This is a genomic window from Priestia sp. MDV22-iso46, assembly GCF_058629175.1.
The window spans coordinates 1-21,641 of sequence record NZ_JBZVWT010000004.1 but is presented as its reverse complement, the minus strand read 5'-3'; the positions used below and the strand labels follow the sequence as shown (position 1 = coordinate 21,641).

General features: G+C 38.2%; 24 protein-coding genes, 1 rRNA gene and 1 riboswitch. Of the genes, 12 read left to right on the top strand and 13 right to left on the bottom strand.

Features of this window, described 5'->3' with window-relative positions:
• The first annotated feature begins 71 nt into the window (after window positions 1-71).
• Window positions 72-1,235, top strand: a complete 1,164-nt coding sequence (locus tag AC4NPH_RS20970) for an iron-containing alcohol dehydrogenase (RefSeq protein WP_013059597.1) — start codon at window positions 72-74, stop codon at window positions 1,233-1,235.
• A 44-nt stretch (window positions 1,236-1,279) separates the two neighbouring features.
• On the opposite strand, the gene mnhG is transcribed toward AC4NPH_RS20970, so the two are convergent.
• From mnhG to AC4NPH_RS20935, 7 genes are read right to left on the bottom strand one after another with little or no spacing between them, the layout of a single operon-like run.
• Window positions 1,280-1,642, bottom strand: a complete 363-nt coding sequence (gene mnhG, locus AC4NPH_RS20965) for a monovalent cation/H(+) antiporter subunit G (protein WP_013059596.1) — start codon at window positions 1,640-1,642, stop codon at window positions 1,280-1,282.
• Window positions 1,626-1,910: a Na(+)/H(+) antiporter subunit F1 gene (locus AC4NPH_RS20960; RefSeq protein WP_013059595.1), complete on the bottom strand. Its 285-nt coding sequence runs from the start codon at window positions 1,908-1,910 to the stop codon at window positions 1,626-1,628. Before AC4NPH_RS20960 ends, mnhG begins: the two co-directional genes overlap by 17 nt.
• Window positions 1,911-2,387 (bottom strand): Na+/H+ antiporter subunit E, encoded by a 477-nt coding sequence (locus tag AC4NPH_RS20955; RefSeq protein WP_013059594.1) that lies wholly within the window; start codon window positions 2,385-2,387, stop codon window positions 1,911-1,913.
• 6 nt (window positions 2,388-2,393) lie between these two features.
• Window positions 2,394-3,878, bottom strand: coding sequence for a Na+/H+ antiporter subunit D (locus tag AC4NPH_RS20950; RefSeq protein ID WP_013059593.1), 1,485 nt, complete (start codon window positions 3,876-3,878; stop codon window positions 2,394-2,396).
• Window positions 3,868-4,209 (bottom strand): Na(+)/H(+) antiporter subunit C, encoded by a 342-nt coding sequence (locus AC4NPH_RS20945; protein WP_013059592.1) that lies wholly within the window; start codon window positions 4,207-4,209, stop codon window positions 3,868-3,870. The genes AC4NPH_RS20950 and AC4NPH_RS20945 overlap by 11 nt, the downstream gene beginning before the upstream one ends.
• A complete protein-coding gene (locus AC4NPH_RS20940) occupies window positions 4,209-4,631 on the bottom strand; it encodes a Na(+)/H(+) antiporter subunit B (RefSeq protein WP_013085301.1) in 423 nt (140 codons plus the stop codon). Before AC4NPH_RS20940 ends, AC4NPH_RS20945 begins: the two co-directional genes overlap by 1 nt.
• Entirely contained in the window at window positions 4,628-7,033 is a 2,406-nt protein-coding gene (locus AC4NPH_RS20935; protein WP_098314884.1) for a Na+/H+ antiporter subunit A, read from the bottom strand. Before AC4NPH_RS20935 ends, AC4NPH_RS20940 begins: the two co-directional genes overlap by 4 nt.
• Before the next feature lie 214 nt (window positions 7,034-7,247).
• On the opposite strand from AC4NPH_RS20935, the gene AC4NPH_RS20930 reads away from it, so the two are divergent.
• The 3 genes from AC4NPH_RS20930 (at window position 7,248) to AC4NPH_RS20920 (ending at window position 9,875) form a co-directional block, all read left to right on the top strand.
• The gene (locus tag AC4NPH_RS20930; protein WP_231101676.1) at window positions 7,248-7,496 is read left to right on the top strand and encodes a hypothetical protein; all 249 of its coding nucleotides are present in this window, start codon (window positions 7,248-7,250) and stop codon (window positions 7,494-7,496) included.
• Between the two features lie 245 nt (window positions 7,497-7,741).
• Window positions 7,742-9,091, top strand: a complete 1,350-nt coding sequence (locus AC4NPH_RS20925; protein ID WP_013059589.1) for a glucose-6-phosphate isomerase — start codon at window positions 7,742-7,744, stop codon at window positions 9,089-9,091.
• A 379-nt stretch (window positions 9,092-9,470) separates the two neighbouring features.
• Window positions 9,471-9,875, top strand: a complete 405-nt coding sequence (locus AC4NPH_RS20920) for a YugN-like family protein (protein ID WP_013059588.1) — start codon at window positions 9,471-9,473, stop codon at window positions 9,873-9,875.
• A gap of 9 nt (window positions 9,876-9,884) precedes the next feature.
• Here AC4NPH_RS20920 and AC4NPH_RS20915 read toward each other — a convergent pair whose 3' ends face one another.
• From AC4NPH_RS20915 to cdaS, 3 genes are all read right to left on the bottom strand, one after another.
• Complete coding sequence (locus AC4NPH_RS20915; protein ID WP_013059587.1) at window positions 9,885-10,673, bottom strand: potassium channel family protein; 789 nt, start codon at window positions 10,671-10,673, stop codon at window positions 9,885-9,887.
• 67 nt (window positions 10,674-10,740) lie between these two features.
• Window positions 10,741-11,124, bottom strand: coding sequence for a VOC family protein (locus AC4NPH_RS20910; protein WP_013059586.1), 384 nt, complete (start codon window positions 11,122-11,124; stop codon window positions 10,741-10,743).
• A gap of 97 nt (window positions 11,125-11,221) precedes the next feature.
• Window positions 11,222-11,848, bottom strand: a complete 627-nt coding sequence (gene cdaS / locus AC4NPH_RS20905) for a sporulation-specific diadenylate cyclase CdaS (RefSeq protein ID WP_013059585.1) — start codon at window positions 11,846-11,848, stop codon at window positions 11,222-11,224.
• Window positions 11,849-12,160: 312 nt separating this feature from the next.
• Window positions 12,161-12,263: riboswitch (SAM riboswitch) on the top strand.
• Between the two features lie 254 nt (window positions 12,264-12,517).
• Between cdaS and AC4NPH_RS20900 the strand changes: the two genes are divergently transcribed.
• The 7 genes from AC4NPH_RS20900 (at window position 12,518) to AC4NPH_RS20870 (ending at window position 18,387) form a co-directional block, all read left to right on the top strand.
• Window positions 12,518-13,231 (top strand): phosphoadenylyl-sulfate reductase, encoded by a 714-nt coding sequence (locus tag AC4NPH_RS20900; RefSeq protein ID WP_025601286.1) that lies wholly within the window; start codon window positions 12,518-12,520, stop codon window positions 13,229-13,231.
• A gap of 19 nt (window positions 13,232-13,250) precedes the next feature.
• On the top strand, window positions 13,251-14,330 hold the full coding sequence (cysP, locus tag AC4NPH_RS20895; RefSeq protein WP_013059583.1) for a sulfate permease: 1,080 nt from the start codon (window positions 13,251-13,253) through the stop codon (window positions 14,328-14,330).
• A gap of 52 nt (window positions 14,331-14,382) precedes the next feature.
• On the top strand, window positions 14,383-15,534 hold the full coding sequence (sat, locus tag AC4NPH_RS20890; RefSeq protein ID WP_013059582.1) for a sulfate adenylyltransferase: 1,152 nt from the start codon (window positions 14,383-14,385) through the stop codon (window positions 15,532-15,534).
• 12 nt (window positions 15,535-15,546) lie between these two features.
• Complete coding sequence (cysC, locus tag AC4NPH_RS20885) at window positions 15,547-16,146, top strand: adenylyl-sulfate kinase (RefSeq protein ID WP_013059581.1); 600 nt, start codon at window positions 15,547-15,549, stop codon at window positions 16,144-16,146.
• Window positions 16,147-16,237: 91 nt separating this feature from the next.
• Window positions 16,238-17,017 carry a uroporphyrinogen-III C-methyltransferase gene (gene cobA, locus AC4NPH_RS20880; protein WP_013059580.1) on the top strand — a complete coding sequence of 260 codons (780 nt, stop codon included), beginning with the start codon at window positions 16,238-16,240 and terminating at the stop codon, window positions 17,015-17,017.
• A gap of 13 nt (window positions 17,018-17,030) precedes the next feature.
• Window positions 17,031-17,798, top strand: a complete 768-nt coding sequence (locus AC4NPH_RS20875; protein WP_098314885.1) for a sirohydrochlorin chelatase — start codon at window positions 17,031-17,033, stop codon at window positions 17,796-17,798.
• A complete protein-coding gene (locus AC4NPH_RS20870) occupies window positions 17,779-18,387 on the top strand; it encodes an NAD(P)-binding protein (RefSeq protein WP_013059578.1) in 609 nt (202 codons plus the stop codon). Before AC4NPH_RS20875 ends, AC4NPH_RS20870 begins: the two co-directional genes overlap by 20 nt.
• A 26-nt stretch (window positions 18,388-18,413) precedes the next feature.
• Here the strand turns inward: AC4NPH_RS20870 and AC4NPH_RS20865 are convergent, their stop codons facing one another.
• From AC4NPH_RS20865 to AC4NPH_RS20855, 3 genes are all read right to left on the bottom strand, one after another.
• The gene (locus tag AC4NPH_RS20865; RefSeq protein ID WP_013059577.1) at window positions 18,414-19,091 is read right to left on the bottom strand and encodes an MgtC/SapB family protein; all 678 of its coding nucleotides are present in this window, start codon (window positions 19,089-19,091) and stop codon (window positions 18,414-18,416) included.
• A 119-nt stretch (window positions 19,092-19,210) separates the two neighbouring features.
• On the bottom strand, window positions 19,211-20,797 hold the full coding sequence (locus AC4NPH_RS20860; protein WP_013059576.1) for an AMP-binding protein: 1,587 nt from the start codon (window positions 20,795-20,797) through the stop codon (window positions 19,211-19,213).
• Window positions 20,798-21,033: 236 nt separating this feature from the next.
• Window positions 21,034-21,228, bottom strand: coding sequence for a hypothetical protein (locus AC4NPH_RS20855; protein ID WP_013059575.1), 195 nt, complete (start codon window positions 21,226-21,228; stop codon window positions 21,034-21,036).
• Between the two features lie 353 nt (window positions 21,229-21,581).
• Between AC4NPH_RS20855 and AC4NPH_RS20850 the strand changes: the two genes are divergently transcribed.
• Window positions 21,582-21,641 (top strand): 16S ribosomal RNA (locus AC4NPH_RS20850); the annotation flags it as partial.

The window sequence follows — 21,641 nt, the reverse complement described above, 5'->3', positions numbered from 1 at the left end:
ATTTTCTTTACAATCAAAAAGTTGTTCTTCATAATGATGCATGTAATCAAGCTCGTAAGGAGGAGTTTATAGTGAACAATTTTACATTTTATAATCCTACAAAATTAATTTTTGGTAAAGGTCAATTAGAGCAATTAAAAACAGAAGCAGGGCGCTTTGGTAAAAAGATATTATTAGTATACGGCGGAGGAAGCGTAAAACGCAGCGGTTTATACGATCAAGTAATGGATGTACTGAATGACATGAATGCAGAAGTACATGAGTTAGCGGGAGTAGAGCCGAATCCTCGTCTGACAACTGTTCGCAAAGGAATCGATATTTGTAAAGAAAACGGTATTGAATTTTTACTTGCAGTTGGTGGAGGAAGCGTAATCGATTGTACAAAAGCAATCGCAGCAGGCGCAAAATATGATGGAGACGTATGGGACATCATTAACCGCGACGTATTCGCAGCTGAAGCTCTTCCATTTGGAACAGTACTGACATTAGCAGCAACAGGTTCAGAAATGAATGCTGGTTCTGTTATTACAAATTGGGAAACACAAGAAAAATACGGCTGGGGCAGTCCGGCAACATTCCCTCAATTCTCTATTTTAGATCCCGTTAATACATTTACTGTACCAAAAAATCAAACAGTTTATGGCATGGTCGACATGATGAGCCACGTATTTGAACAATATTTCCATGCTGCAACAAATACGCCGCTTCAAGATCGCATGTGTGAAGGAGTACTGCAAACGGTTATTGAAACGGGACCAAAATTATTAAACGACTTAGAGAACTACGAGTTACGTGAAACGATTTTATACAATGGGACAATCGCATTAAACGGTATGTTACAAATGGGACACCAAGGCGATTGGGCTACTCACAATATTGAGCATGCGGTATCAGCTGTATATGACATTCCACATGCAGGTGGATTGGCAATTTTATTCCCGAACTGGATGAAACACGTAATGGATGAGAACGTAGATCGCTTCAAGCAAGTAGCTGTACGCGTATTTAACGTAGATACGGAAGGCAAGACGGATAAAGAAGTAGCACTTGAAGGTGTTGATAAGCTTCGTGAATTCTGGTCAAGCCTAGGTGCACCAACTCGCTTAGCTGATTATGATATTGGTGAAGACAAATTAGATCTTATGGCTGATCGTGCAATGGCTAAAGGTGAATTTGGTAAATTTAAAAAATTAAACAGAGAAGATGTACTAGCAATCCTACGCGCTTCTTTATAAGATTCTCGATAAAAAACGCCGTGCAAACCGCACGGCGTTTTTTTCTATTCATCATGGGTAAGCTTTTTCTGCTGTTTGGTTTTCAAATCATCCCGAACGGTTTTATCAGAAAGAGGAACTCCGCTGTAATAAGCCGCTCTTCCTAGTAAATGCCCAGCAATAGGAGAGGTGATAAACACAAAGACAATCGCTAAAATTAACCGTGCACTAATGTGGCCGGTGTCAATCCAAAAGTAGAGTAAGCAGCCCACTAATATAAACAGGACGCCTAAGGTAGCACTTTTGGAGGCAGCGTGACTTCTTGTATACGTATCAGGCAAGCGAATAAGCCCAATCATGGTCACAACTGTCAGAAGAGACCCTATTAGTACCAAAGCTCCTACAATGATTTCACTGATCACGTTCATATTCAATCACTTCTCCTTTCTCTAAAAACTTAGAAAAAGCAACGGTACCTACAAAGGCTATGATGCCTAGCAGTAAAATGACTTCGAAAAAAGCCTGCGTTCGAAAAATAATCGAGATGATGGCCGTGATGGCAATGATGTTAATTCCAATAGCATCAAGGGCCATTGCTCGATCAGCAGTTGACGGACCTTTTACCACTCGATAAACAAATCCAATAGTTGAAGCAGAAATGAGAATGAGCGAAACGTTTAAAAAAATATCGAGCATTTAACGACTCACCTCCATAATGGCTTTTTCGAATGTTTGCTGAATATCTGTAATAATGTCATCAATATCGTCTGTATTGATTGCATGAATATAAATAGTAGAATTATCATCTGACACATCCATCACCAGTGTGCCTGGCGTTAGCGTAATTAAAAGAGAAAGAATGGTAATTTCCCATTCACTCTCCAGACGGGTTGGCATTGCAAAGATGGCTGGCTGAATATTTAATTTAGGGCGCAATACGTCCTTAGTCACTGCAATATTGGCTTTGAATAATTCTCGTATGAAAATAAACAGCAGTTTAATGATCGCATACACTTTATGCAAGTAAAAACGCCTGTGAAAAAAACGGCGGAAAACAAACAGCAGTACCGCTCCCCAGAAAAAACCTATAATAAAGGAAGGGAGTGTCCAAATCCCTCTCAAAAACATCCATGTGAATGCAATGATTACGTTTAATAATAGTTGAAATGACATGCAGATCTACTCCTTTAACACCGATTGGATATAAATTGAAGGATCCATAAGCGTTTGAGCGGCTGTTGACACATAAGGAATAACAGCTTCTGCACCTAGTCCTAAAAAGACAGAAACAGCAAGTAAGATAGCGGATGGGTATAGAATACCTTTAAGGGATACTTTTCCATGCTCAGAAGAAAGCTTAGGTTCACCCCAGAAGCAGCTCATGAAAATCTTAATGGCAGAATATAAAACAAGCAGGCTTGAAACTAGTAAAACTCCTACAAACGTGTAGCTCTCTGATTCTAAGCCGCCCTGAACTAAAAGGAATTTTCCAATAAAGCCGCTTAGGGGAGGAATTCCTGCCAACGAAATAGTAGCGATAAAAAACATCCAGCCAAGCAGCGGATAGTCTTTAATTAACCCACCCATTTTCTTTAATTTTGTTGTTCCAGTTATTCGAATGATGCTTCCAGCAAGAAGGAATAGAGCTGCTTTAATAATCATGTCGTGAATTAAATAATAAATAGCTCCTTCAAAACCTGCGTTTGTTGTCAAGGTCACTCCGTAGACTATGACTCCGACAGCAATAATAATGTTATAAATTAAGATTTTATTTACATCAGAATAAGCAATGGCGCCTACTGCACCAACAACGATAGTCAAAAGCGCAACGTAGCCGATAATTTGATGAGTAAATTCAGGATGATGGTAAAACAGTAAAGTGAAAGTCCTGAAAATCGAATAAACGCCTACTTTTGTGAGCAAAGCACCAAACAACCCGATAATAACGGGTGGAGGCGCACTATATGAACCTGGAAGCCAGAAATACATTGGAAATAAAGCTGCTTTTAAGGCAAAGACGATAAATAAAAGCATGCCAATGGTTGTTAAAATTCCCGGCTGGTTCGCCTCAGCAATTCGCTGTGAAAGGTCCGCCATGTTGAGAGTTCCTGTTACGGCATATAAATAAGCAACGGCAATGACAAACAAAGCGGATGAAATGACGTTGACTAAAATATACTTAAGTGACTCTCGAAGCTGTGCTTTTGTACCGCCAATTACAATAAGAGCGTACGAAGACATAAGCATGACTTCAAAAAAGACAAATAAGTTAAAGATATCACCTGTTAAGAAGGCGCCGAATACGCCTACTAATAAAAATTGCACAAATGAATAAAAGTAAAAACGTTCACGCTTTTCCCCAATTGTATGAAAAGCAAAAAGAACGCAGCATAGTGTTACCACACTAGCAGTAAGTACGAGAAGGGACGCGAACATGTCCGCTACTAGAATAATTCCAAAAGGAGGTTTCCAGTTCCCAAGCTCGTGAGTTAAAACACCTTTTGATTGAACCAGTTGTACTAAATAGGAAGCAAAAGCAGTGGTGGTGATTAATGATAAAACACTGATTATCCTTTGAAGTTTAATATTGTCTTTGAAAAAAATGAGCACAACACCTACAACAAACGGGATAAGCAGTGGGATGATTACAAAATTACTCGTCATGTTCATTTCCCCTTAACTTGTCCATATCGTCTGTTCCGAGTTCTTGATAAGCCCTGTAAGCTAGTACAAGGAAAAAAGAAGTGACGCCAAAGCTTATGACAATGGCAGTTAAAATTAGGGCTTGAGGTAAAGGATCTGTATAAGAAGAAGCCTTTTCTCCCAGAAGGGGAACACTCCCCCCTTTTAATCCGCCCATCGTTAAAATCAACAGGTGAACGCCGTGGCTTAATAAACCTGTTCCAATAATAATTCGCAGTAAACTGCGGGATAACATGAGGTATACAGCGGCAGTGAATAGAATCCCTGCCACTATGGACATTAATATTTCCACTATTCACTCTCTCCAATCGTTTGAATAATGGTCATCGTAACACCAACTACTACTAGATATACACCTAAATCAAACAGTACAACGGTAGCTAAAGATGTTTTCCCGAGAAGGGGAAGGTTAAAGTAGCTATATGTGTGAGTTAGAAATGGAACTTTGAAAATAAATGACCCAAGCCCCGTTAAAATAGCTAGCAGCAGTCCGGAAGCCGCGACCTTCTTATAATCAAATGGGATGACTTTGGATACGGTTTTTATATCGAAAGCCAGCAGTAGTAATACAAGGGCTGCTGAGGTAGTAAGTCCCCCAACAAACCCTCCCCCCGGTGTATAATGACCTGCAAAGAAAAGATGAATGGCAAAAATGATAATAATAAACGTGACTACTTTCGTTGTGGTTTGTAGTATCAAATCATTTTTTTTCACTCTTCTTCCTCCTTTGTTAACCGAAGACGAATCATGCCATAGATAGCAAGAGCTGCTATGCAAAGTACGGTAATTTCAAATAATGTATCAAATCCGCGGAAGTCAACAAGAATTACGTTCACCATGTTTTCGCCGCCTGCTTTTTCATAGCTGTTTTCAATAAAGTAATGTGAAATCGATTCAAATAGTTTCGTACTGTTTGCTGATATGCCAAGCAGTGTAACAGTCGTTCCTACAAGAAGAGCAACCAGTAAGTTTGGCAGCTGAAACTTCACCCTTACTTTTCGCTTCCGAAACTCCGGCAAGTAGTAGAAACATAGTAAAAACAGGGATACCGATACAGTTTCAATCACTAATTGAGTCAAAGCTAAGTCAGGAGCTCGGAATAATACGAAAAATAAAGAGAGCGTATACCCGACAACTCCGAGCGAAATAATGGCTGTGAGGCGTGATTTTGCCAATAAAGTTGTAATAGTAGCCGCAACCATTACAACTGCTAATATGGCTTCATAAACGCCTATAGAAGCAGTATCTTTTAAATCAATCGCAAAGGCATTCTGAGAAAAGAGCGTCACGAGAAGTAAAATGCCTATGAAAGTAAAAATGATTAAAAGATAGTCTCTAATAAATCCTGTCATTAATGTTTTCATGATACGTGTTGACCCTTTTTCTATCCCTTTAATTCCATAATTATAGCCGTTATTAAGCGTTAAAGAAGAAGGGAATCGTGTATAAATTTTTGACCACTTTTGAATCGTCATAAATAACAAAATACCAAATATGATGACCCCTAGCGTCATAAATAATTCTGGGGTAAAGCCATGCCAAAATTTAATATGCACTTGATATTCTTTACCTTCAGCTAGCAGGCTAGGTGCGATAGAGGCCATTGTTGGCTCAATAAGGGTTGATTCTAATAAATTAGGAGCAAAGCCAAAAATAACAACCAGTGATGCTAAAATAACAGGTGAAATAAGCATCCCTACTGGTGCTTCATGCGGCTTCTTTTCTAGTTTTTCGGGCTGGTATTTGCCTGTAAAGGTTTTAAAGACAAGAATCATACTATAGACGAAAGTGAAAATACTTCCTAACCAAGCGATGATAGGCAGCAAAATTCCCCACGTCTGCATACTATACATATCCATTTTTGTCACGTTTACCATGCCTGTAAAAAACATCTCTTTACTTAAGAATCCATTAAAAGGAGGAAGACCCGCCATTGAAAATCCCCCGATGATAGCAATGGTAAATGTCACAGGCATGAAGCTCATTAACCCGCCTAACTTTCTAATGTCACGCGTGCCTGTTTCATGATCGACAATGCCTACTACCATAAACAAGCTGCCTTTGAAGGTAGCGTGGTTAATCAAATGGAAAACCGCTGCAGTAAGAGCTACTAAGTAGATATTATCGTCTAAAAAATTATAGTGAATAGCTGCGCTACCTACTCCTATAAGTGACATAATCATCCCGAGCTGACTAATGGTTGAAAAAGCTAAAATCCCTTTCAAGTCTTGTTGCTTTACTGCTGAAAACGAGCCCCAAAACAGTGTAATTAGTCCTATAATTGAAATAGTAAAAAACCAAGTGGCGCTTATAGAGAAAACAGGGCTGAGTCTTGCTAAAAGATAAATTCCTGCTTTTACCATTGTGGCTGAATGAAGGTATGCACTCACTGGGGTTGGAGCTTCCATTGCATCTGGCAGCCAAATATGAAAAGGAAACTGAGCAGATTTTGTAAAGGCCCCTAATAAAATGAGGACTAGAGCTGGAATGAATAGATGACTTGATGTGACTACATCTACGTTTGAGATAATTTCGCGTATGCTAAAAGTACCTGTCATAACGTATAAAAGCACAATTCCTGCTAAAAGGGAAAGTCCTCCGAATACGGTAATGAGCATAGATTTTAAGGCTCCGTATTGAGATTTCTCTCGTTTGTACCAATAACCAATCAATAAAAAAGATGAAAGGCTTGTTAATTCCCAAAAGCTGTAAAGGCTCATTAGGTTGTCTGATAATACAACTCCTAGCATCGACCCCATAAAAAGAAGCAAATAGACATAAAACGAATGCAGTGCTTCTTTTGTCTTAGAAAGATAATAAATGGAGTAAAGAATAACAAGTGTCCCAATTCCGGTGATTAATAGAGAAAACAGAAGACCAAGTCCATCCACATAGGCATCAAAGTTAATGCCCAGACTAGGTATCCATTTCATTGAATGTAGATATGTTTCCCCCTTAGAAACACCACTGATATATTGTGTGAAATAAATGAACAACACAAGTGGAAGAGGTAAAACGAACCACCCTGTATGAATACGCTGGAAATTCCTATGCAGAAGGGGGACAAAAAAGGCTAATAAAAAAGGCGATAAAATCACCAAGTGCAACCACGACAAAAGACAAACCTCCTTGTGATATTCAATTCTGTAACCGATTATATAATAATTTAATTATGCATGCATCCATGCTATTTCTTAGTATCAGCGGATTTTTCAAACCTTATTAAATAAATAGAAACTCGTCACAAAATCCATAAAAAAAACATAAAAAAATTTTTTTGGACGTATAAAAATCACTCGAAATTGTCACTCTAAGAGTGAGGTGATGGAAATGTATAGGAAACAAATAACCATCAGTTTTCTCATTTTTACCGCATTATGTATGGGCGGATTTGTGCTGAATAATCATTTGGAAATGAAAGAAGAAAACAGGATGCTACTCACTTCTAAAAACCAAGCTGAAAATTCCATATCAATAGACTTTTCCCTTTTAAAAGCCTCTTATAAACCGAGACAATATGTGAAGATAGGTGAAATGAACTATATTGCACCACCCGATAAGCAAATAAAAAACGATTGAAGACCACTCTGTAGTCGTTTTTTATTTGCTTATTATTTGCGTAATCGTGCATGAATTACGTCCTATAATCAAAGAACATTAGTTGACTTCACAACTGAATTTATCGTTAAATAAAAGGGTACATACAATGATTGCAGTTTCAACAAACTATAATGATTGTGTCAAATTGTAAGTGGATTCACTTGAATTCAGCTAACAGTTTCGATAAAGTGAAAAATAAAGATATTTTAATGGAGGAACAGACTATGACACATGTTCGTTTTGATTATTCAAACGCGTTATCATTTTTTGGTGAACATGAACTTACATACTTACGTGATGCCGTGAAAGTAGCTCACCATTCAATTCATGAGAAAACAGGTGCTGGAAACGACTTTTTAGGATGGGTCGACCTTCCTACGGAGTATGACAAAGAAGAATTTGCACGCATTCAAAAAAGTGCAGAAAAAATTAAATCTGATTCAGATGTATTAATTGTTATCGGTATTGGAGGATCTTACTTAGGTGCTCGTGCTGCTATTGAAATGCTTCAGCATTCATTCTATAACACATTATCAAAAGAACAGCGTAAAACTCCGCAAGTTATTTTTGCTGGTAACAACATCAGCTCAACATACATGAAAGACTTAATGGATGTTTTACAAGATAAAGATTTCTCTATTAATGTTATTTCAAAATCTGGTACAACAACAGAACCGGCGATTGCTTTCCGTATCTTCCGTAAATTATTAGAAGAGAAATATGGCAAAGAAGAAGCACGCAAGCGTATTTATGCAACAACAGATAAAGCGCGTGGCGCATTAAAAACATTAGCGGATGAAGAGGGCTATGAAACATTTGTTATTCCAGACGATGTAGGCGGCCGTTATTCAGTATTAACAGCAGTTGGTTTATTACCAATCGCCGCTGCGGGTCTTGATATCGAACAAATGATGAAAGGGGCAGCTGATGCTCAAGAAGCATTCTCATCATCAGAGCTAGAAGAGAACCCAGCTTATCAATATGCTGTAGCTCGTAATGTTCTTTATAATAAAGGAAAAACAATTGAAATGCTGATTAACTATGAGCCAGCTCTTCAATACTTTGCTGAATGGTGGAAACAGTTATTTGGCGAAAGTGAAGGAAAAGATCAAAAAGGTATTTACCCTTCATCTGCTAACTTCTCAACCGATCTTCATTCTTTAGGTCAATATGTACAAGAAGGTCGTCGTGATATTTTTGAAACAATTGTACAAGTTCAAGATTCTCGTCATGAGCTAACAATTGAAGAAGATGCAGCGGACTTAGATGGATTAAATTACTTAGCTGGTGAAACAGTTGACTTTGTAAATAAAAAAGCCTTCCAAGGTACAATGCTTGCTCACACAGATGGAGGCGTTCCAAACTTAGTTGTGAACATTCCTGCGCTAGATGAGTATACGTTCGGATATGTTGTATATTTCTTCGAAAAAGCATGTGCAATCAGCGGCTATTTATTAGGCGTAAACCCATTCGATCAGCCGGGAGTAGAAGCATACAAAGTAAATATGTTTGCTCTTCTTGGAAAACCTGGTTTTGAAGAGAAAAAAGCAGAATTAGAAAAGCGTTTGAAGTAAGTAAAAAGAGGGCGTTACAAAAGTATTTTAGCCCAAGTGGAAAACGAACCATTGATCAACATGTTTGATTAGTGGTTCGTTTTTTTTGTTATGGTGAATATAGTTTCATCTGTTTAGGTCCTTCTAGCAGTTGATTGGAGGGCAAGGCATAGACTCCTGCGGGGAAAAGCGCAAGCGACGAGGAGGCTCAGCGCCTGCCCGCGGAAAGCGAAGCCTTGCACGGACATCACGGTGTCACAAGCGATTTATACGAGCTACTTTATCCAGTTTGTTCGTCTTTAGGTTGGATTCATTTAGTTATGTCTCAACCTCTTTTTTGCTTTTGAGATAAAGGATAAAACGCTGGAAAGAGGACATGTTAAAACAGAGGAGGGATAACATGATTGAATTATCTTCAAGATTAGAGGGCGCATTATTCAAGCTTTACGAATTAGAAAAAACGCTTAAGCCGCTTGGGTATAACATTGGAGGGAATTGGGATTATGACCATGGTTCATTCGACTATAAGATGAATGATGAAGTCGGCTATCAGTTTTTACGTATCCCGTTTACAGCTACGAATGGAGAACTGGATTCTAAAGGAACAACCGTACAGATTGGCACGCCATTTTTACTTTCACATAAATATCAAATTGGTCTAGATGACGATGTTCACAATGGAAATGTGAGTGCTTCATTTAATCAGTTTGCAGAACCCCAAGACGCAGACGCTTCATTTCCAGAAAAGTATATCAGCTTAGGAGAAGAGCTAATTAGAGAGGCAGAAGATGCGCTGCTTCAGTAATTGAAGGAACTATTCTTTTTTTAAACTCTCTGATTTTTTCACAAAAATATGTTCGTACATGACTTGACTAATCAACTCGTTTGTTTTAATCATTTCATTCACCCCCAAATTTTGTGCATTTTGAATATGCTTTTTTGTTAACAGTTCAACGATGCTGTAAATAGAAGGGTTCAATCCTTGCAGCGCGACTAACGTAACAATAGTATTCATGTCTGCATATTCTTCTGTCTTATGCTGATCGGCAGTAATCAGCACTTTTTTTGCGTACCGAGCGTTGGCAAGTTCTAATACTTCATAATGAGAGGGACTTCCTTTAATAAAATGAACGCGATCACAAATCATGGGATTTTTAGTCAGAGAGTCGTCGATAAGAACAATGTCTTCTTTATGAAATGCGTCGCGATAAGACTCTAACACGAGTTTGGCGCGCTCATTCCACCCAACAACGATGAAGTGATCTTTTCCATAAAATTTTAAATTTCCTTCCAAATAAGCGCTCTCAGCGGAAACAGCAATTTTAGAAAGCGTAACAAAATAAGTGGTAATAAATCCCGTTCCGATCAGGACTAAAATAATTGCAGCTAACCTTCCAATCGTAGTGGTCGGAGCAAAATCACCGTACCCTATAGTAGAGATTGTAATAATAACCCACCAAATTCCTTCAAACACATTCCCAAACGTTTGCGGCTCTAGGAAATGTATAAGCATGCCGAAAAGCAGAACAAGGCAGCCGATAATAAAAAGAAGCCGCACTAAAATAGAACGACGAAAAAGTCGAAATAATAGCCATTCCATCATAAAAAAACCTCCAGTGATTAGTCATAGCCACAGTATGACCATTTTTCACTGAAGGTATAAGATATCTTTATCTTTTTACTTCGTAATATTCAATCCATTCTTTGTCTGGACCGTAGAAAAATAAGTATCTTGCTCCATTTGGCAAAGTTACAATGTTTTCTTCCACAAATGAAACGCCTGCTGATTTTAAACGCTCAAACTCCTCTTCAATTCCGTCTACTGCCAGCGCAAAATGATGAACTTTACCTTCGTTAGGTAAGCTTGAGTTATACCCTTGAATTAACTCTACAATTACATTGCCTTCTAAACCTAGAAAAGCTAGCTTCAAAGACGGATCGGTATGTGGTAGTTTTTCGATGAGCTCTAATCCCACTTTTTGCGTATAGAACTCAATAGATTCTTCTATATCCTTTACTTGAACGCCTACATGTTCAAATTTTAAAATTGTCATATGCATCACCCGTATCTATAGTATGTAAAAACTATGAAATATATTAAAGAGAAAGGATATAGAAGTCAATATAGGGCTGCTTATCAGGAAAGGGCTCTTAAATCATATTTTTGCTGGAGTGAATAGGGTAGAGGCTTCCATCAAGTGCAAACGAAATTTTGCCTGTTTCTTCAGAGACAACTAAAATTAATGCATCCGATTTTTCCGACATTCCAATGGCTGCACGGTGACGTGTTCCCAATTTTTTGGTCGTTGAAATAATAGACGAGAGAGGTAAAACATTAGCAGCTGAGATAAGCTGATTATTTCTAATTAGGACGGCTCCGTCATGTAAGGGTGTCCCTGGATAGAACAGCGTCTCAACTAGCGTAGCGCTGACAGGAGCTTGAATAGGCATTCCTTTTTGAATAAGAGGGTCTACATTTTGTTCCCGTTCAATGACAATTAAAGCGCCGTGACGTTTCTCAGAAAGGTTATGAATAGCTAAGGACAGAGCAGCATATTCAAATGTATAAGGCGATAAGTAATGACGCAAGTAATAAGAGGCAGCCGTAGCTTGAACATCTTGAAATAACTTTCGCATCTCCTCAAAATCACATAGTATACAATGATCACTCGTGTCTAAATGTTTAATTAAATTAGAGGCTTCAGTTGAAATCTGCTGTAAATATGTTCGCACATTATTTTTAATTGTATCGTCTAATTGAAAAGGTTGTCTCTCCATCTTATATAGCTCCTATCTGTCAGTCAGTGTTATCTGTAATGTGTGCTAATGTGGGTGAATTATCCGTAAAGCTTATAAATCCCTTATTAATTTTATAGAGAGGTTTTGTGTTTTATTTAGCAAGAGAATATAAAAAGTTGGAGAAAAAGAAAGCGTTTTATAAACTGATATGTTCACATTTGGTTTAAATTTACATATGTTGTTTTAAATAAAAGTATAGATATTTCTGTGAATTTAAAGTATAGTTTTCTTATCGGATATATGATTTTTAATGTTGACAAATATTCTAAATATGCTAAAATTTTTAAAAAATGCTTATCAAGAGTGGTGGAGGGATCTGGCCCGTTGAACCCCGGCAACCTGCTTAGCAAGGTGCTAATTCCAGCAAAGTGTGTATCATTTTGAAAGATAAGGTGAAAATTTATTGCCTACCCAGTCTTTCAATATGGAAGACTTTTTATTTTGATATAGCGCAAGCGATAATTTGAGGAGGGACACCAATGACTGTAACCCCCGACTTAAAACAAATCTTTGGGCATGTCGAAGCAAAGTAAGAATTAAATAGTTTCGCTGACTAGACACACTAGAGGCGGTTTTATCCAATTCTAGTGGGTAAAACCGTCTTTTTTTATTGGATAACGCGGATAACTAAGAATTGGAGTGAAGAAAATGGCAGACTTATATACGTACGAAAACTGGAGTGATACGTTTCCAGAGTTCGACAGTGAAGATGAAACAAAAGGAGCCCTTTCAGCATTGCAGTGGGCGTATGATACCTACGGAGATTCAATTATCTATGCATCAAGCTTTGGGATCGAAGGGATCGTGTTAATTGATTTAATTTCAAAAGTGAAAAAAGATGCTGAAATTGTCTTTTTAGATACAGGCGTTCATTTTAAAGAAACATATGAAGTGATTGATGCAATTAAAGAACGCTTCCCTGATTTACGTATTCATATGAAAAAACCGGATTTAACTCTTGCAGAACAAGCTGAAAAACATGGAGATGAGCTTTGGAAGAGTCAGCCTAACTTATGCTGTCAAATTCGAAAAATCATTCCATTAAGAGAATCTCTTGCTCCTTATGATGCGTGGATTTCTGGTTTGAGACGCGAGCAGTCTGAGTCTCGTGCCAGCACGAATTACTTTAATAAGGATGAGAAATTCAAGAAGGTGAAAGTTTGTCCGTTAATTCATTGGTCTTGGAAGGAAATTTGGCGCTATGTGTATAAGCATGATTTGCCATATAACAAACTTCATGATCAAGGCTACCCAAGTATCGGCTGTGAACCCTGTACCGCACCTGCCTACAATGTAGACGATTTACGTTCAGGAAGATGGGCAGGTACACAAAAAGTTGAATGCGGATTACACGAATCTTAAATACGAAAGAGCTGAATAAATGATGCTTTTATATGTTGCCTTTATCATTGCGCTTTTTTTTGCAATGAATATTGGGGCAAGCGGTGCAGCAGCAGCTATGGGCGTTTCATACGGCTCCGGTGCGATTAAAAAGCGAAGAGTAGCCCTGTTCATCTGTGCTGTAGGTATTGTGCTCGGAGCCATTATCGGAGGCGGCGAGGTGGTAAAAACCATCAGTTCAGGTATCATACCTGAAAAATTGCTATCAGTAGAATTAGTTATTATCATTCTGGCTGCTGCAACGCTGTCACTCTTTTTCGCGAATTTAATTGGTATTCCTCTATCAACAAGTGAAGTAACGGTTGGTTCAGTTGTTGGAGTAGGCGTAGCTTATCAATCTCTGTATGTGGAAAAACTTTTAGTTGTCATGTCTTTTTGGATTATTGTTCCACTAGTTTCATTTGTCATTGCTTTTTTGATTGGAAAAGTGATAAAACGCAGAGCGCATAAAAAAGAAGCAGAGGGAAAGTGGAAAAGAGTTTTAACGATTTTAGTTATAGCGACGGGATTCTTTGAAGCCTTCTCAGCTGGAATGAATAACGTGGCAAATGCTGTCGGTCCTCTAGTAGGAGCTGGATTAATGGATGCCACAACGGGTGTCATAGCAGGAGGATTGGCAGTGGCGCTCGGAGCACTTTTACTAGGAGGCCGAGTTATTGAAACAAACGGGAAAAAAATTACTCGCTATTCTGTAGGAGAAGGGTGCATTATCTCGGGTACTGGTGCTTCTCTTGTCACAGTCGCTTCACTGTTTGGTTTGCCAGTACCGCTTACACAGGTCACTACGTCTTCTATTATTGGAATAGGAGCAGCGAAAACGGGATTCACGAAAGAACAGCGCGAAGTGGTCATTCAAATGTTAAAGGTTTGGGTGGTATCCCCTGTATTTTCACTCGTAATCTCATATGTTCTTGTGAAATTAGTACTTGAAAGCGACTTATATTCATTTGTGGTGCTAGCTAGCGGATGTATTGCCACAGCAGGTGTTCTAAGCTTAGCTAGAGCGACTAGAAGAAAAAGAGCAAGCTTGCAGTCGGAAAAAGAAAAAATGACTGCGTGATTCAAGTGCTTTTTATTATATTGTGTTAATTATTTAAGGAGGATTTTACAAAATGACAACAATTCAAGCACACGGTGGAGAATTAATTAATTTATATCAACCAACATATGACTACACGTCACTAACAAAAGAAATCGAAGTAGATAACATGGCCCTAAGTGATTTAGAACTAATTGGAATTGGTGCTTACAGCCCAATTACAGGATTTTTAGGAGAAAAAGATTATCAATCAGTTGTTGAAAATATGCGTTTAGCAGATGGAACAGTATGGAGTATTCCTATCACTCTTCCTGTAACAGAAGAGCAAGCTAAAGAATTAAACATTGGCGACAAAGTAAAACTTGTTCAAAACGGCGTAACGTATGGTGTTTTAGAAGTTTCTGAAGTATATACGCCAAATAAAGAAAAAGAAGCGGAGAACGTGTACCGCACGGCAGAACTTGCTCATCCTGGCGTGAAAAAAATGATGGAGCGCCCAAATGTATATGTAGCAGGTCCAATCGTACTTGTAGAACGTACACCTAAAACGCGTTTTGAAAAGTATTACCTAGATCCTACTGAAACAAGAGCAGCATTTGAAGAACGCGGTTGGAAAACAGTTGTTGGATTCCAAACTCGTAACCCTGTTCACCGTGCGCACGAATATATTCAAAAAACGGCATTAGAAATTGTAGACGGCCTGTTTTTAAATCCACTTGTAGGAGAAACAAAGTCAGATGATATCCCAGCAGATATCCGTATGGAAAGTTATGAAGTACTTTTAGAGAACTATTATCCTAGCGATCGTGTAGCTTTAGCAGTTTTCCCTGCTGCGATGCGCTATGCTGGACCTAGAGAAGCTATTTTCCATGCAATGGTTCGAAAAAACTTTGGATGCACACATTTCATTGTAGGCCGTGACCACGCTGGTGTTGGTGACTACTATGGAACATATGACGCACAAAAAATCTTCAGTAACTTTACAGCAGATGAATTAGGAATTACACCTTTATTCTTTGAACACAGCTTCTATTGCAAGAAGTGTGAAGCGATGGCATCAACGAAAACATGCCCTCACAGCAAAGAAGATCATATGATTCTATCTGGAACAAAGGTACGTGAAATGCTTCGTAACGGAGAAGTGCCACCAAGCACATTCAGCCGTAAAGAAGTAATTGAAGTGTTAATTAAAGGATTAGCAAAACAAAAAGTATCTTCAAAATAAGGAGCGGTTGAAGTGAACAAATCAACAAACATTACGTGGCATGATGCTGGAATTACAAAAGAGGAAAGACGCGAGCAAAATAATCATCACAGTTTTGTATTATGGTTTACAGGTCTTTCGGGTTCAGGTAAATCTACCGTAGCAAACGCAGTGGCAAAAGCGCTTTTTGATAAAAATATTCGCAACTATGTATTAGATGGTGACAATGTTCGTTTCGGCTTAAATAAGAATCTAGGGTTTTCTGCTGAAGATCGTACAGAAAATATTCGCCGTATCGGTGAGGTTTCTAAACTATTTGTAGACAGCGGTCAAGTGGTACTCACAGCATTTATCTCTCCATTCCAAGAGGACCGCGCTCAAGTGCGTGAGATCTTAGAGGGGAATGAATTTTTGGAAGTATACGTGGAGTGTCCGTTAGAAGAATGTGAAAAAAGAGATCCAAAAGGCCTTTACAAAAAAGCAAGAAGCGGAGAAATTCGTGATTTTACAGGAATTGATTCTCCGTATGAGTCACCGGCTAACCCTGAATTAACAATTAATACAAGCACACAGTCTGTAGAAGAATGTGTACAAACTGTTATTGAATATTTAGCTAACCGAAAATTTATCTAAATGACAGCGGACTTTGTCCGCTGTTCTAATTCAAATTAAAATGTGGGAGCGCTGCGGAGACGTGGAAATGATGGAAGGGTGAAAGGCATTCATGGGGAAAGTATATCTAGTCGGTGCAGGACCGGGAGATCCAGATTTAATTACATTAAAAGGGTTGAAAGCAATTCAGCAAGCAGATGTTATCTTATATGATCGTTTAGTGAATAAGGACCTGCTGGAGTATGCTAAAAGTGATGCAGATATCATTTACTGCGGAAAGCTTCCGAACTATCATACCCTCAAGCAAGAAACAATTAACAACTTTTTAGTGAAATTCGCTAAAAAAGGAAAAATTGTAACGCGCTTAAAAGGCGGAGATCCATTTGTTTTCGGACGCGGAGGGGAAGAAGCAGAAGCTCTCGTGCAGCAGGGCATTTCATTTGAAATTGTTCCAGGAATTACATCAGGCATCGCAGCCGCTGCTTATGCAGGAATCCCTGTCACTCACCGGGAATACAGCGCAAGCTTTGCTTTTGTAGCAGGTCATCGTAAAGATAGCGAGCATGATGCAATCAAATGGGATAGCCTAGCCAAAGGTGTAGATACTCTTGCAATTTATATGGGGGTGCGGAACTTACCGTACATTTGCCAACAGTTAATGAAACACGGAAAAACTTCAGCTACGCCAATTGCATTGATTCACTGGGGAACATGTGCGGACCAGCGCACTGTAACTGGAACTCTTGGTACAATTGTTGATATTGTTAAAGAAGAACAAATTGAAAATCCAAGTATGATTATCGTTGGTGAAGTTGTGAATTTTCATGACCGATTAAATTGGTTTGAGAAGACTGGACAGCATTACTATTCGTTTGCACAAGAAGCTTACTAAAGAGGTTGATTATATGGATGCAGTTTTATATGTTTGCCATGGCAGCCGCGTAAAAGAAGGCGCTGATCAGGCAGTTGCTTTTATTGAAAGATGTAAAAAAAATCTAGATGTACCGATTCAAGAAGTTTGTTTCCTAGAACTAGCTTCCCCCACTATTGAACAAGGATTTGAAGCATGTATTGAACAAGGTGCTACTCGTATTGCAATTGTGCCTCTTCTGTTATTAACAGCTGCGCATGCAAAGCATGATATACCCGAAGAAATACACAAAGTATATGAACGTTATCCCCAGGTAGAAGTGCTGTACGGAGAACCGTTCGGCGTAGACGAACGAATTGTTGATATCTTGGTAGAGAGAATCAAGGAAACCAATGTGGATAAGCATGAAGATTCGATGGTATTGTTGGTCGGCAGAGGAAGCAGTGATCCTGCTGTAAAAAAAGATTTTAACGAAATAGCTCAACTGCTAAAAGGGAAAGGTGCTTTTAAAGAAGTGAGCACATGCTATTTAGCTGCAGCTTCTCCTACTTTAAAAGAAGGCCTGCACCTTGCTAAACGAACTTCGTATAAGCAAGTATTCGTTCTTCCGTACCTTTTGTTTACCGGTATTTTAATGAACGAAATTAAGGAAGAATTGGAGCAGCTATCAACAGATGCCCAGCAGTTTATCTTAGCCAACTACCTAGGTTATCATGATGGACTTGCACACATTTTAAGTCACCAAGTAAAAACGTTATTATCGAGCAAAGGAAATCAATACGATGTATACCGTTATGCTTGATTTAAAGGGTCGTTCGGTCTTAGTAGTTGGGGGGGGGACAATCGCAACTCGTAGAATTAAAGGTTTTTTACAAGAAGGAGCAGCCATTACAGTGGTTGCTCCAACTGTTTCAGCCGAAATAAATGAGTGGGAAGCTAAAGATCAGCTGCGTGTAAAAAGAAAAAAAGTAGGAGAAGAAGACTTACTTAATGTCTTTTTAATTGTTGTGGCTACAAATGATCAAGCTGTGAATAAGTTTGTTAAGCAGCATATTAAAAATGATCAGTTGGTTAATATGGCCAGCAGTTTTTCCGATGGAAATATTCAGATTCCTGCACAGTTTTCTAGAGGGAGATTATCGCTAGCAATATCCACAGATGGCGCTAGTCCTTTGTTGACAAAACGAATCAAAGAAGACTTATCCTCAAATTATGATGAGAGTTACACACAGTATACACAGTTTTTGTATGAATGCAGAGTTCTTATCCACAGATTGAATGTGTCAAAGAGCCGTAAACATGAGTTATTAACAGAAATTATCAATGATCAATACCGGCTGTCTCTAGTAAAACAGCGGGAATTTTTACAGCAGATTGAAAAATATAAATAAAAAACGGCCAATTGGCCGTTTTTTATTTATACATTTTCAACTTCAATGCTTCGAATACCGCTGATTTTTTGAATTTCGTAATACACTTCTGTAGTAGGGCGCTGGTTATTAACTGACACTTTCATTCGTATATACAATTCATTGGTGTCTAAATCTTTGATTCGAATATTTTTAATTGTAATATTCTTTTCTCTAATGCTATTAGTTGTATCAAAGATATTGTGCTTATCCGCCAGCTTGAGTTGAAGAATAAGCTCTTTCTCGCGCAGTTGCCTAGGCCCCAAAATAGTAATGAGGAAGGGAAGAAGTTCAACGCTGATGATGAGCAGTACAACTCCGGTAATAGCTTCAGGATAAAACCCTGCACCTACAGCAATGCCTATACCTGCTGCTCCCCAGATAATAGCCGCTGTTGTAAGCCCTGAGATGCTGTCATTTTCTTTTCGTAAAATGACACCGGCCCCTAAAAAACCAATTCCAGAAACAATTTGAGCGGCCAGACGAAGCGGGTCCATTGTGATGTGATCACCTTTATTAAAGATTTGAGAAGACTCAATCGAAACAATCGTGAGTAAACAGCTAATAATGGAAATTACGAGAGATGTTTTTAAACCAACAGGCTTTCGTTTTAGTTCCCTTTCAATTCCAATAATAAGACCAAGTACAGCGGAAATACCTAATTTGAGCAACATTTCATTTTCCATTATTTTCACCTATTTCAATAAACATTGTTGTTTATATCTGTATGAAAGAAGAAAAACAGATATGTATCAGTATAGTAAACTTTTCTTCATAATGACAGGTTAAATTCAAAAAAATCTGATTATTTATAAAGCGCTACGATCTTTTCTTTTAATTTATATTTTTGAATCTTGCCGGATGCCGTCATGGGAAAGTCGTCTATAAAATAAATATGTTCCGGAATTTTGAAATGAGCAAGCTTACCTTTGCAAAAGTCTTTGATTTCCTGAGCGGTAAGAAAAGAATGTTGCTTGAGTTTAATGCATGCAGCAACTCGTTCTCCATACTTTGGATCAGGAATACCGACAATTTGCACATCTTCTACCTCGGGTATTCTATATAAAAACTCTTCAATTTCTCTTGGGTAAATATTTTCTCCGCCTCTAATAATCATATCTTTTAGACGTCCTGTAATTTTTACATAGCCATCTTTATCGATGGTAGCTAAATCTCCTGTATGTAGCCAACCTTCTACAATTGTTTTTTCTGTTTCTTCCGGCATTTTGTAATATCCTTTCATTGTTAAATATCCCTTTGCACAAAGTTCTCCTTGTTCTCCGAAAGAAGCTGGTTTACCTGTAACTGGATTAATAATTTGAATCTGTACATGATTATGAACTTTGCCAACCGTTTGTACTCGCCGCTCGATAGAATCAGTTGGGGTTGTTTGGGTGATTACAGGAGATGTTTCGGTTTGACCATAGGCGATCGTAATTTCATTGATGCCCATGTCATGTATGACTCGTTTCATTACTTCTGCTGGACAATTAGAACCAGCCATGATTCCTGTGCGAAGAGTAGATAAATCATATTGATGAAAGTCAAGCGTATTTAATTCCGCAATAAACATAGTTGGTACACCGTGAAGAGCTGTACATTTTTCGTTCTCTACGGTGCGTAAAACAGAGGCAGGTTGAAATTCAATAATCGGTAGCATAGTAGCACCTACAGATACGCATGCTAGAACACCCAGCACACATCCGAAGCAATGAAAGAAAGGAACTGGGATGCATAAGCGGTCTTCGTTAGTCAGTTTCATAGACTGAGCAACTAAAAAGCCGTTGTTTACTATATTATGGTGACTGAGCATAACTCCTTTTGGAAAACCTGTTGTTCCGGAAGTATATTGCATATTGATAACATCATGGATATGTAGGGATTGTTCATGCTTATCGAGAACCTCATCCGATACCATTAAGCTACTCATTAAAAACTCGTTCCAAGATGTATGTTCGCTTGATCCACTTAAGTTTATAAGATGTTTTAGTTTGGGAAGATTATGTTCAATACTGGTGATAATAGACGTATAAGAAGTGCTTTTAAATTCATCAATGAAAAATAGCGCTGTTGTATCAGAATGACTCAATACATACTCTAATTCAGAGGATTGATAACTTGTATTAAGGGTAACCAAAACAGCGCCTATTCTAGCTGCTGCGAATTGAAGAAGCAACCATTCCGGCACATTGGTAGCCCAGATAGCGATATGGTCGCCTTTTTTGAGACCGGTGGCTAGAAGTGCCTTTGCAACTCGAGAGGTTTCTTGATAAAATTCCGCGTACGTATAGCGAATATTTTGTTCAGAGTAGATAACCGCTTCTTGATGCCCAAACTTTTTTGTACTTTCTTTTAAAAGTTCTCCAACCGTTAATTCAAGCAATGGTTTCATTTGGTTTCCTCCTTGAATAATGTTAAAGTATATATGAAAGCGTTTTCTAAAAGTAGTTTATCAAATTTAAAGGAAGTGTTCCAAAAAATCATTCGACAAATTCCTTCACTTTACACTGCATATAGGAAAGGGAAGGAACTAGATTTATCACATTGATTTCAACAAGTAAGTATACGGAATGCGAATATTGTAATAAAATAAAGAAATGTCTCCCTGTTATAAGAAGACAACGCATGTTAATAAAGAATGGTATAAAAATATGAAGTAAACAAACAAAAAATCATGCTGAATGTTGAAAGTGAAATAAATGAAAGGCCGTTGACTTTGCCTTCTTTATTAGACATTTGAATTGATTCCCAATAAGCAAGTGAAATTAAGAGAATAGACATACAAAAGGACAAATAGAGTGCAGCTGCAATTAAGGTATCCAAGTGAACGCCTCCTTGGCGGATAAGGATTTAATAGACATTATGCTAGTATGGCTCTAGATATGCTAGTATCTATTAATTGGCTAACGTTTCGTTTGCAAAAAAATAGTTTTTAAAAATATATCGAAAAACTATTGCACAATAAAAGAAGGCATGGTATATTATTAAATGTCGCTAAGATGAACTGCTAAAGCAAACATCGAAGTGATAAACAAATAAAAAAACTTGTTGACAACTAGGTTTCAACTTGTTATGATAGTAAAGTCGCTTAAGAGCGGCGGTTGAACTTTGAAAACTGAACAAAGCGACAAACGTCAACGTTAATTTTTATTTTTTAAATGAGCAAGTCAAACATTTCTTCGGAGAGTTTGATCCTGGCTCAGGATGAACGCTGGCGGCGTGCCTAATACATGCAA

Bases quoted from the DNA above. Each gene is read 5' to 3' on its own strand.
- mnhG (WP_013059596.1), bottom strand. From the start codon at position 1,642: ATGAACGTGATCAGTGAAATCATTGTAGGAGCTTTGGTACTAATAGGG.
- AC4NPH_RS20960 (WP_013059595.1), bottom strand. From the start codon at position 1,910: ATGCTCGATATTTTTTTAAACGTTTCGCTCATTCTCATTTCTGCTTCA.
- AC4NPH_RS20955 (WP_013059594.1), bottom strand. From the start codon at position 2,387: ATGTCATTTCAACTATTATTAAACGTAATCATTGCATTCACATGGATG.
- AC4NPH_RS20950 (WP_013059593.1), bottom strand. From the start codon at position 3,878: ATGACGAGTAATTTTGTAATCATCCCACTGCTTATCCCGTTTGTTGTA.
- AC4NPH_RS20930 (WP_231101676.1), top strand. From the start codon at position 7,248: ATGTATAGGAAACAAATAACCATCAGTTTTCTCATTTTTACCGCATTA.
- AC4NPH_RS20925 (WP_013059589.1), top strand. From the start codon at position 7,742: ATGACACATGTTCGTTTTGATTATTCAAACGCGTTATCATTTTTTGGT.
- AC4NPH_RS20920 (WP_013059588.1), top strand. From the start codon at position 9,471: ATGATTGAATTATCTTCAAGATTAGAGGGCGCATTATTCAAGCTTTAC.
- AC4NPH_RS20915 (WP_013059587.1), bottom strand. From the start codon at position 10,673: ATGATGGAATGGCTATTATTTCGACTTTTTCGTCGTTCTATTTTAGTG.
- AC4NPH_RS20910 (WP_013059586.1), bottom strand. From the start codon at position 11,124: ATGACAATTTTAAAATTTGAACATGTAGGCGTTCAAGTAAAGGATATA.
- cdaS (WP_013059585.1), bottom strand. From the start codon at position 11,848: ATGGAGAGACAACCTTTTCAATTAGACGATACAATTAAAAATAATGTG.
- AC4NPH_RS20900 (WP_025601286.1), top strand. From the start codon at position 12,518: ATGGCAGACTTATATACGTACGAAAACTGGAGTGATACGTTTCCAGAG.
- cysP (WP_013059583.1), top strand. From the start codon at position 13,251: ATGATGCTTTTATATGTTGCCTTTATCATTGCGCTTTTTTTTGCAATG.
- sat (WP_013059582.1), top strand. From the start codon at position 14,383: ATGACAACAATTCAAGCACACGGTGGAGAATTAATTAATTTATATCAA.
- cobA (WP_013059580.1), top strand. From the start codon at position 16,238: ATGGGGAAAGTATATCTAGTCGGTGCAGGACCGGGAGATCCAGATTTA.
- AC4NPH_RS20875 (WP_098314885.1), top strand. From the start codon at position 17,031: ATGGATGCAGTTTTATATGTTTGCCATGGCAGCCGCGTAAAAGAAGGC.
- AC4NPH_RS20870 (WP_013059578.1), top strand. From the start codon at position 17,779: ATGTATACCGTTATGCTTGATTTAAAGGGTCGTTCGGTCTTAGTAGTT.
- AC4NPH_RS20865 (WP_013059577.1), bottom strand. From the start codon at position 19,091: ATGGAAAATGAAATGTTGCTCAAATTAGGTATTTCCGCTGTACTTGGT.
- AC4NPH_RS20860 (WP_013059576.1), bottom strand. From the start codon at position 20,797: ATGAAACCATTGCTTGAATTAACGGTTGGAGAACTTTTAAAAGAAAGT.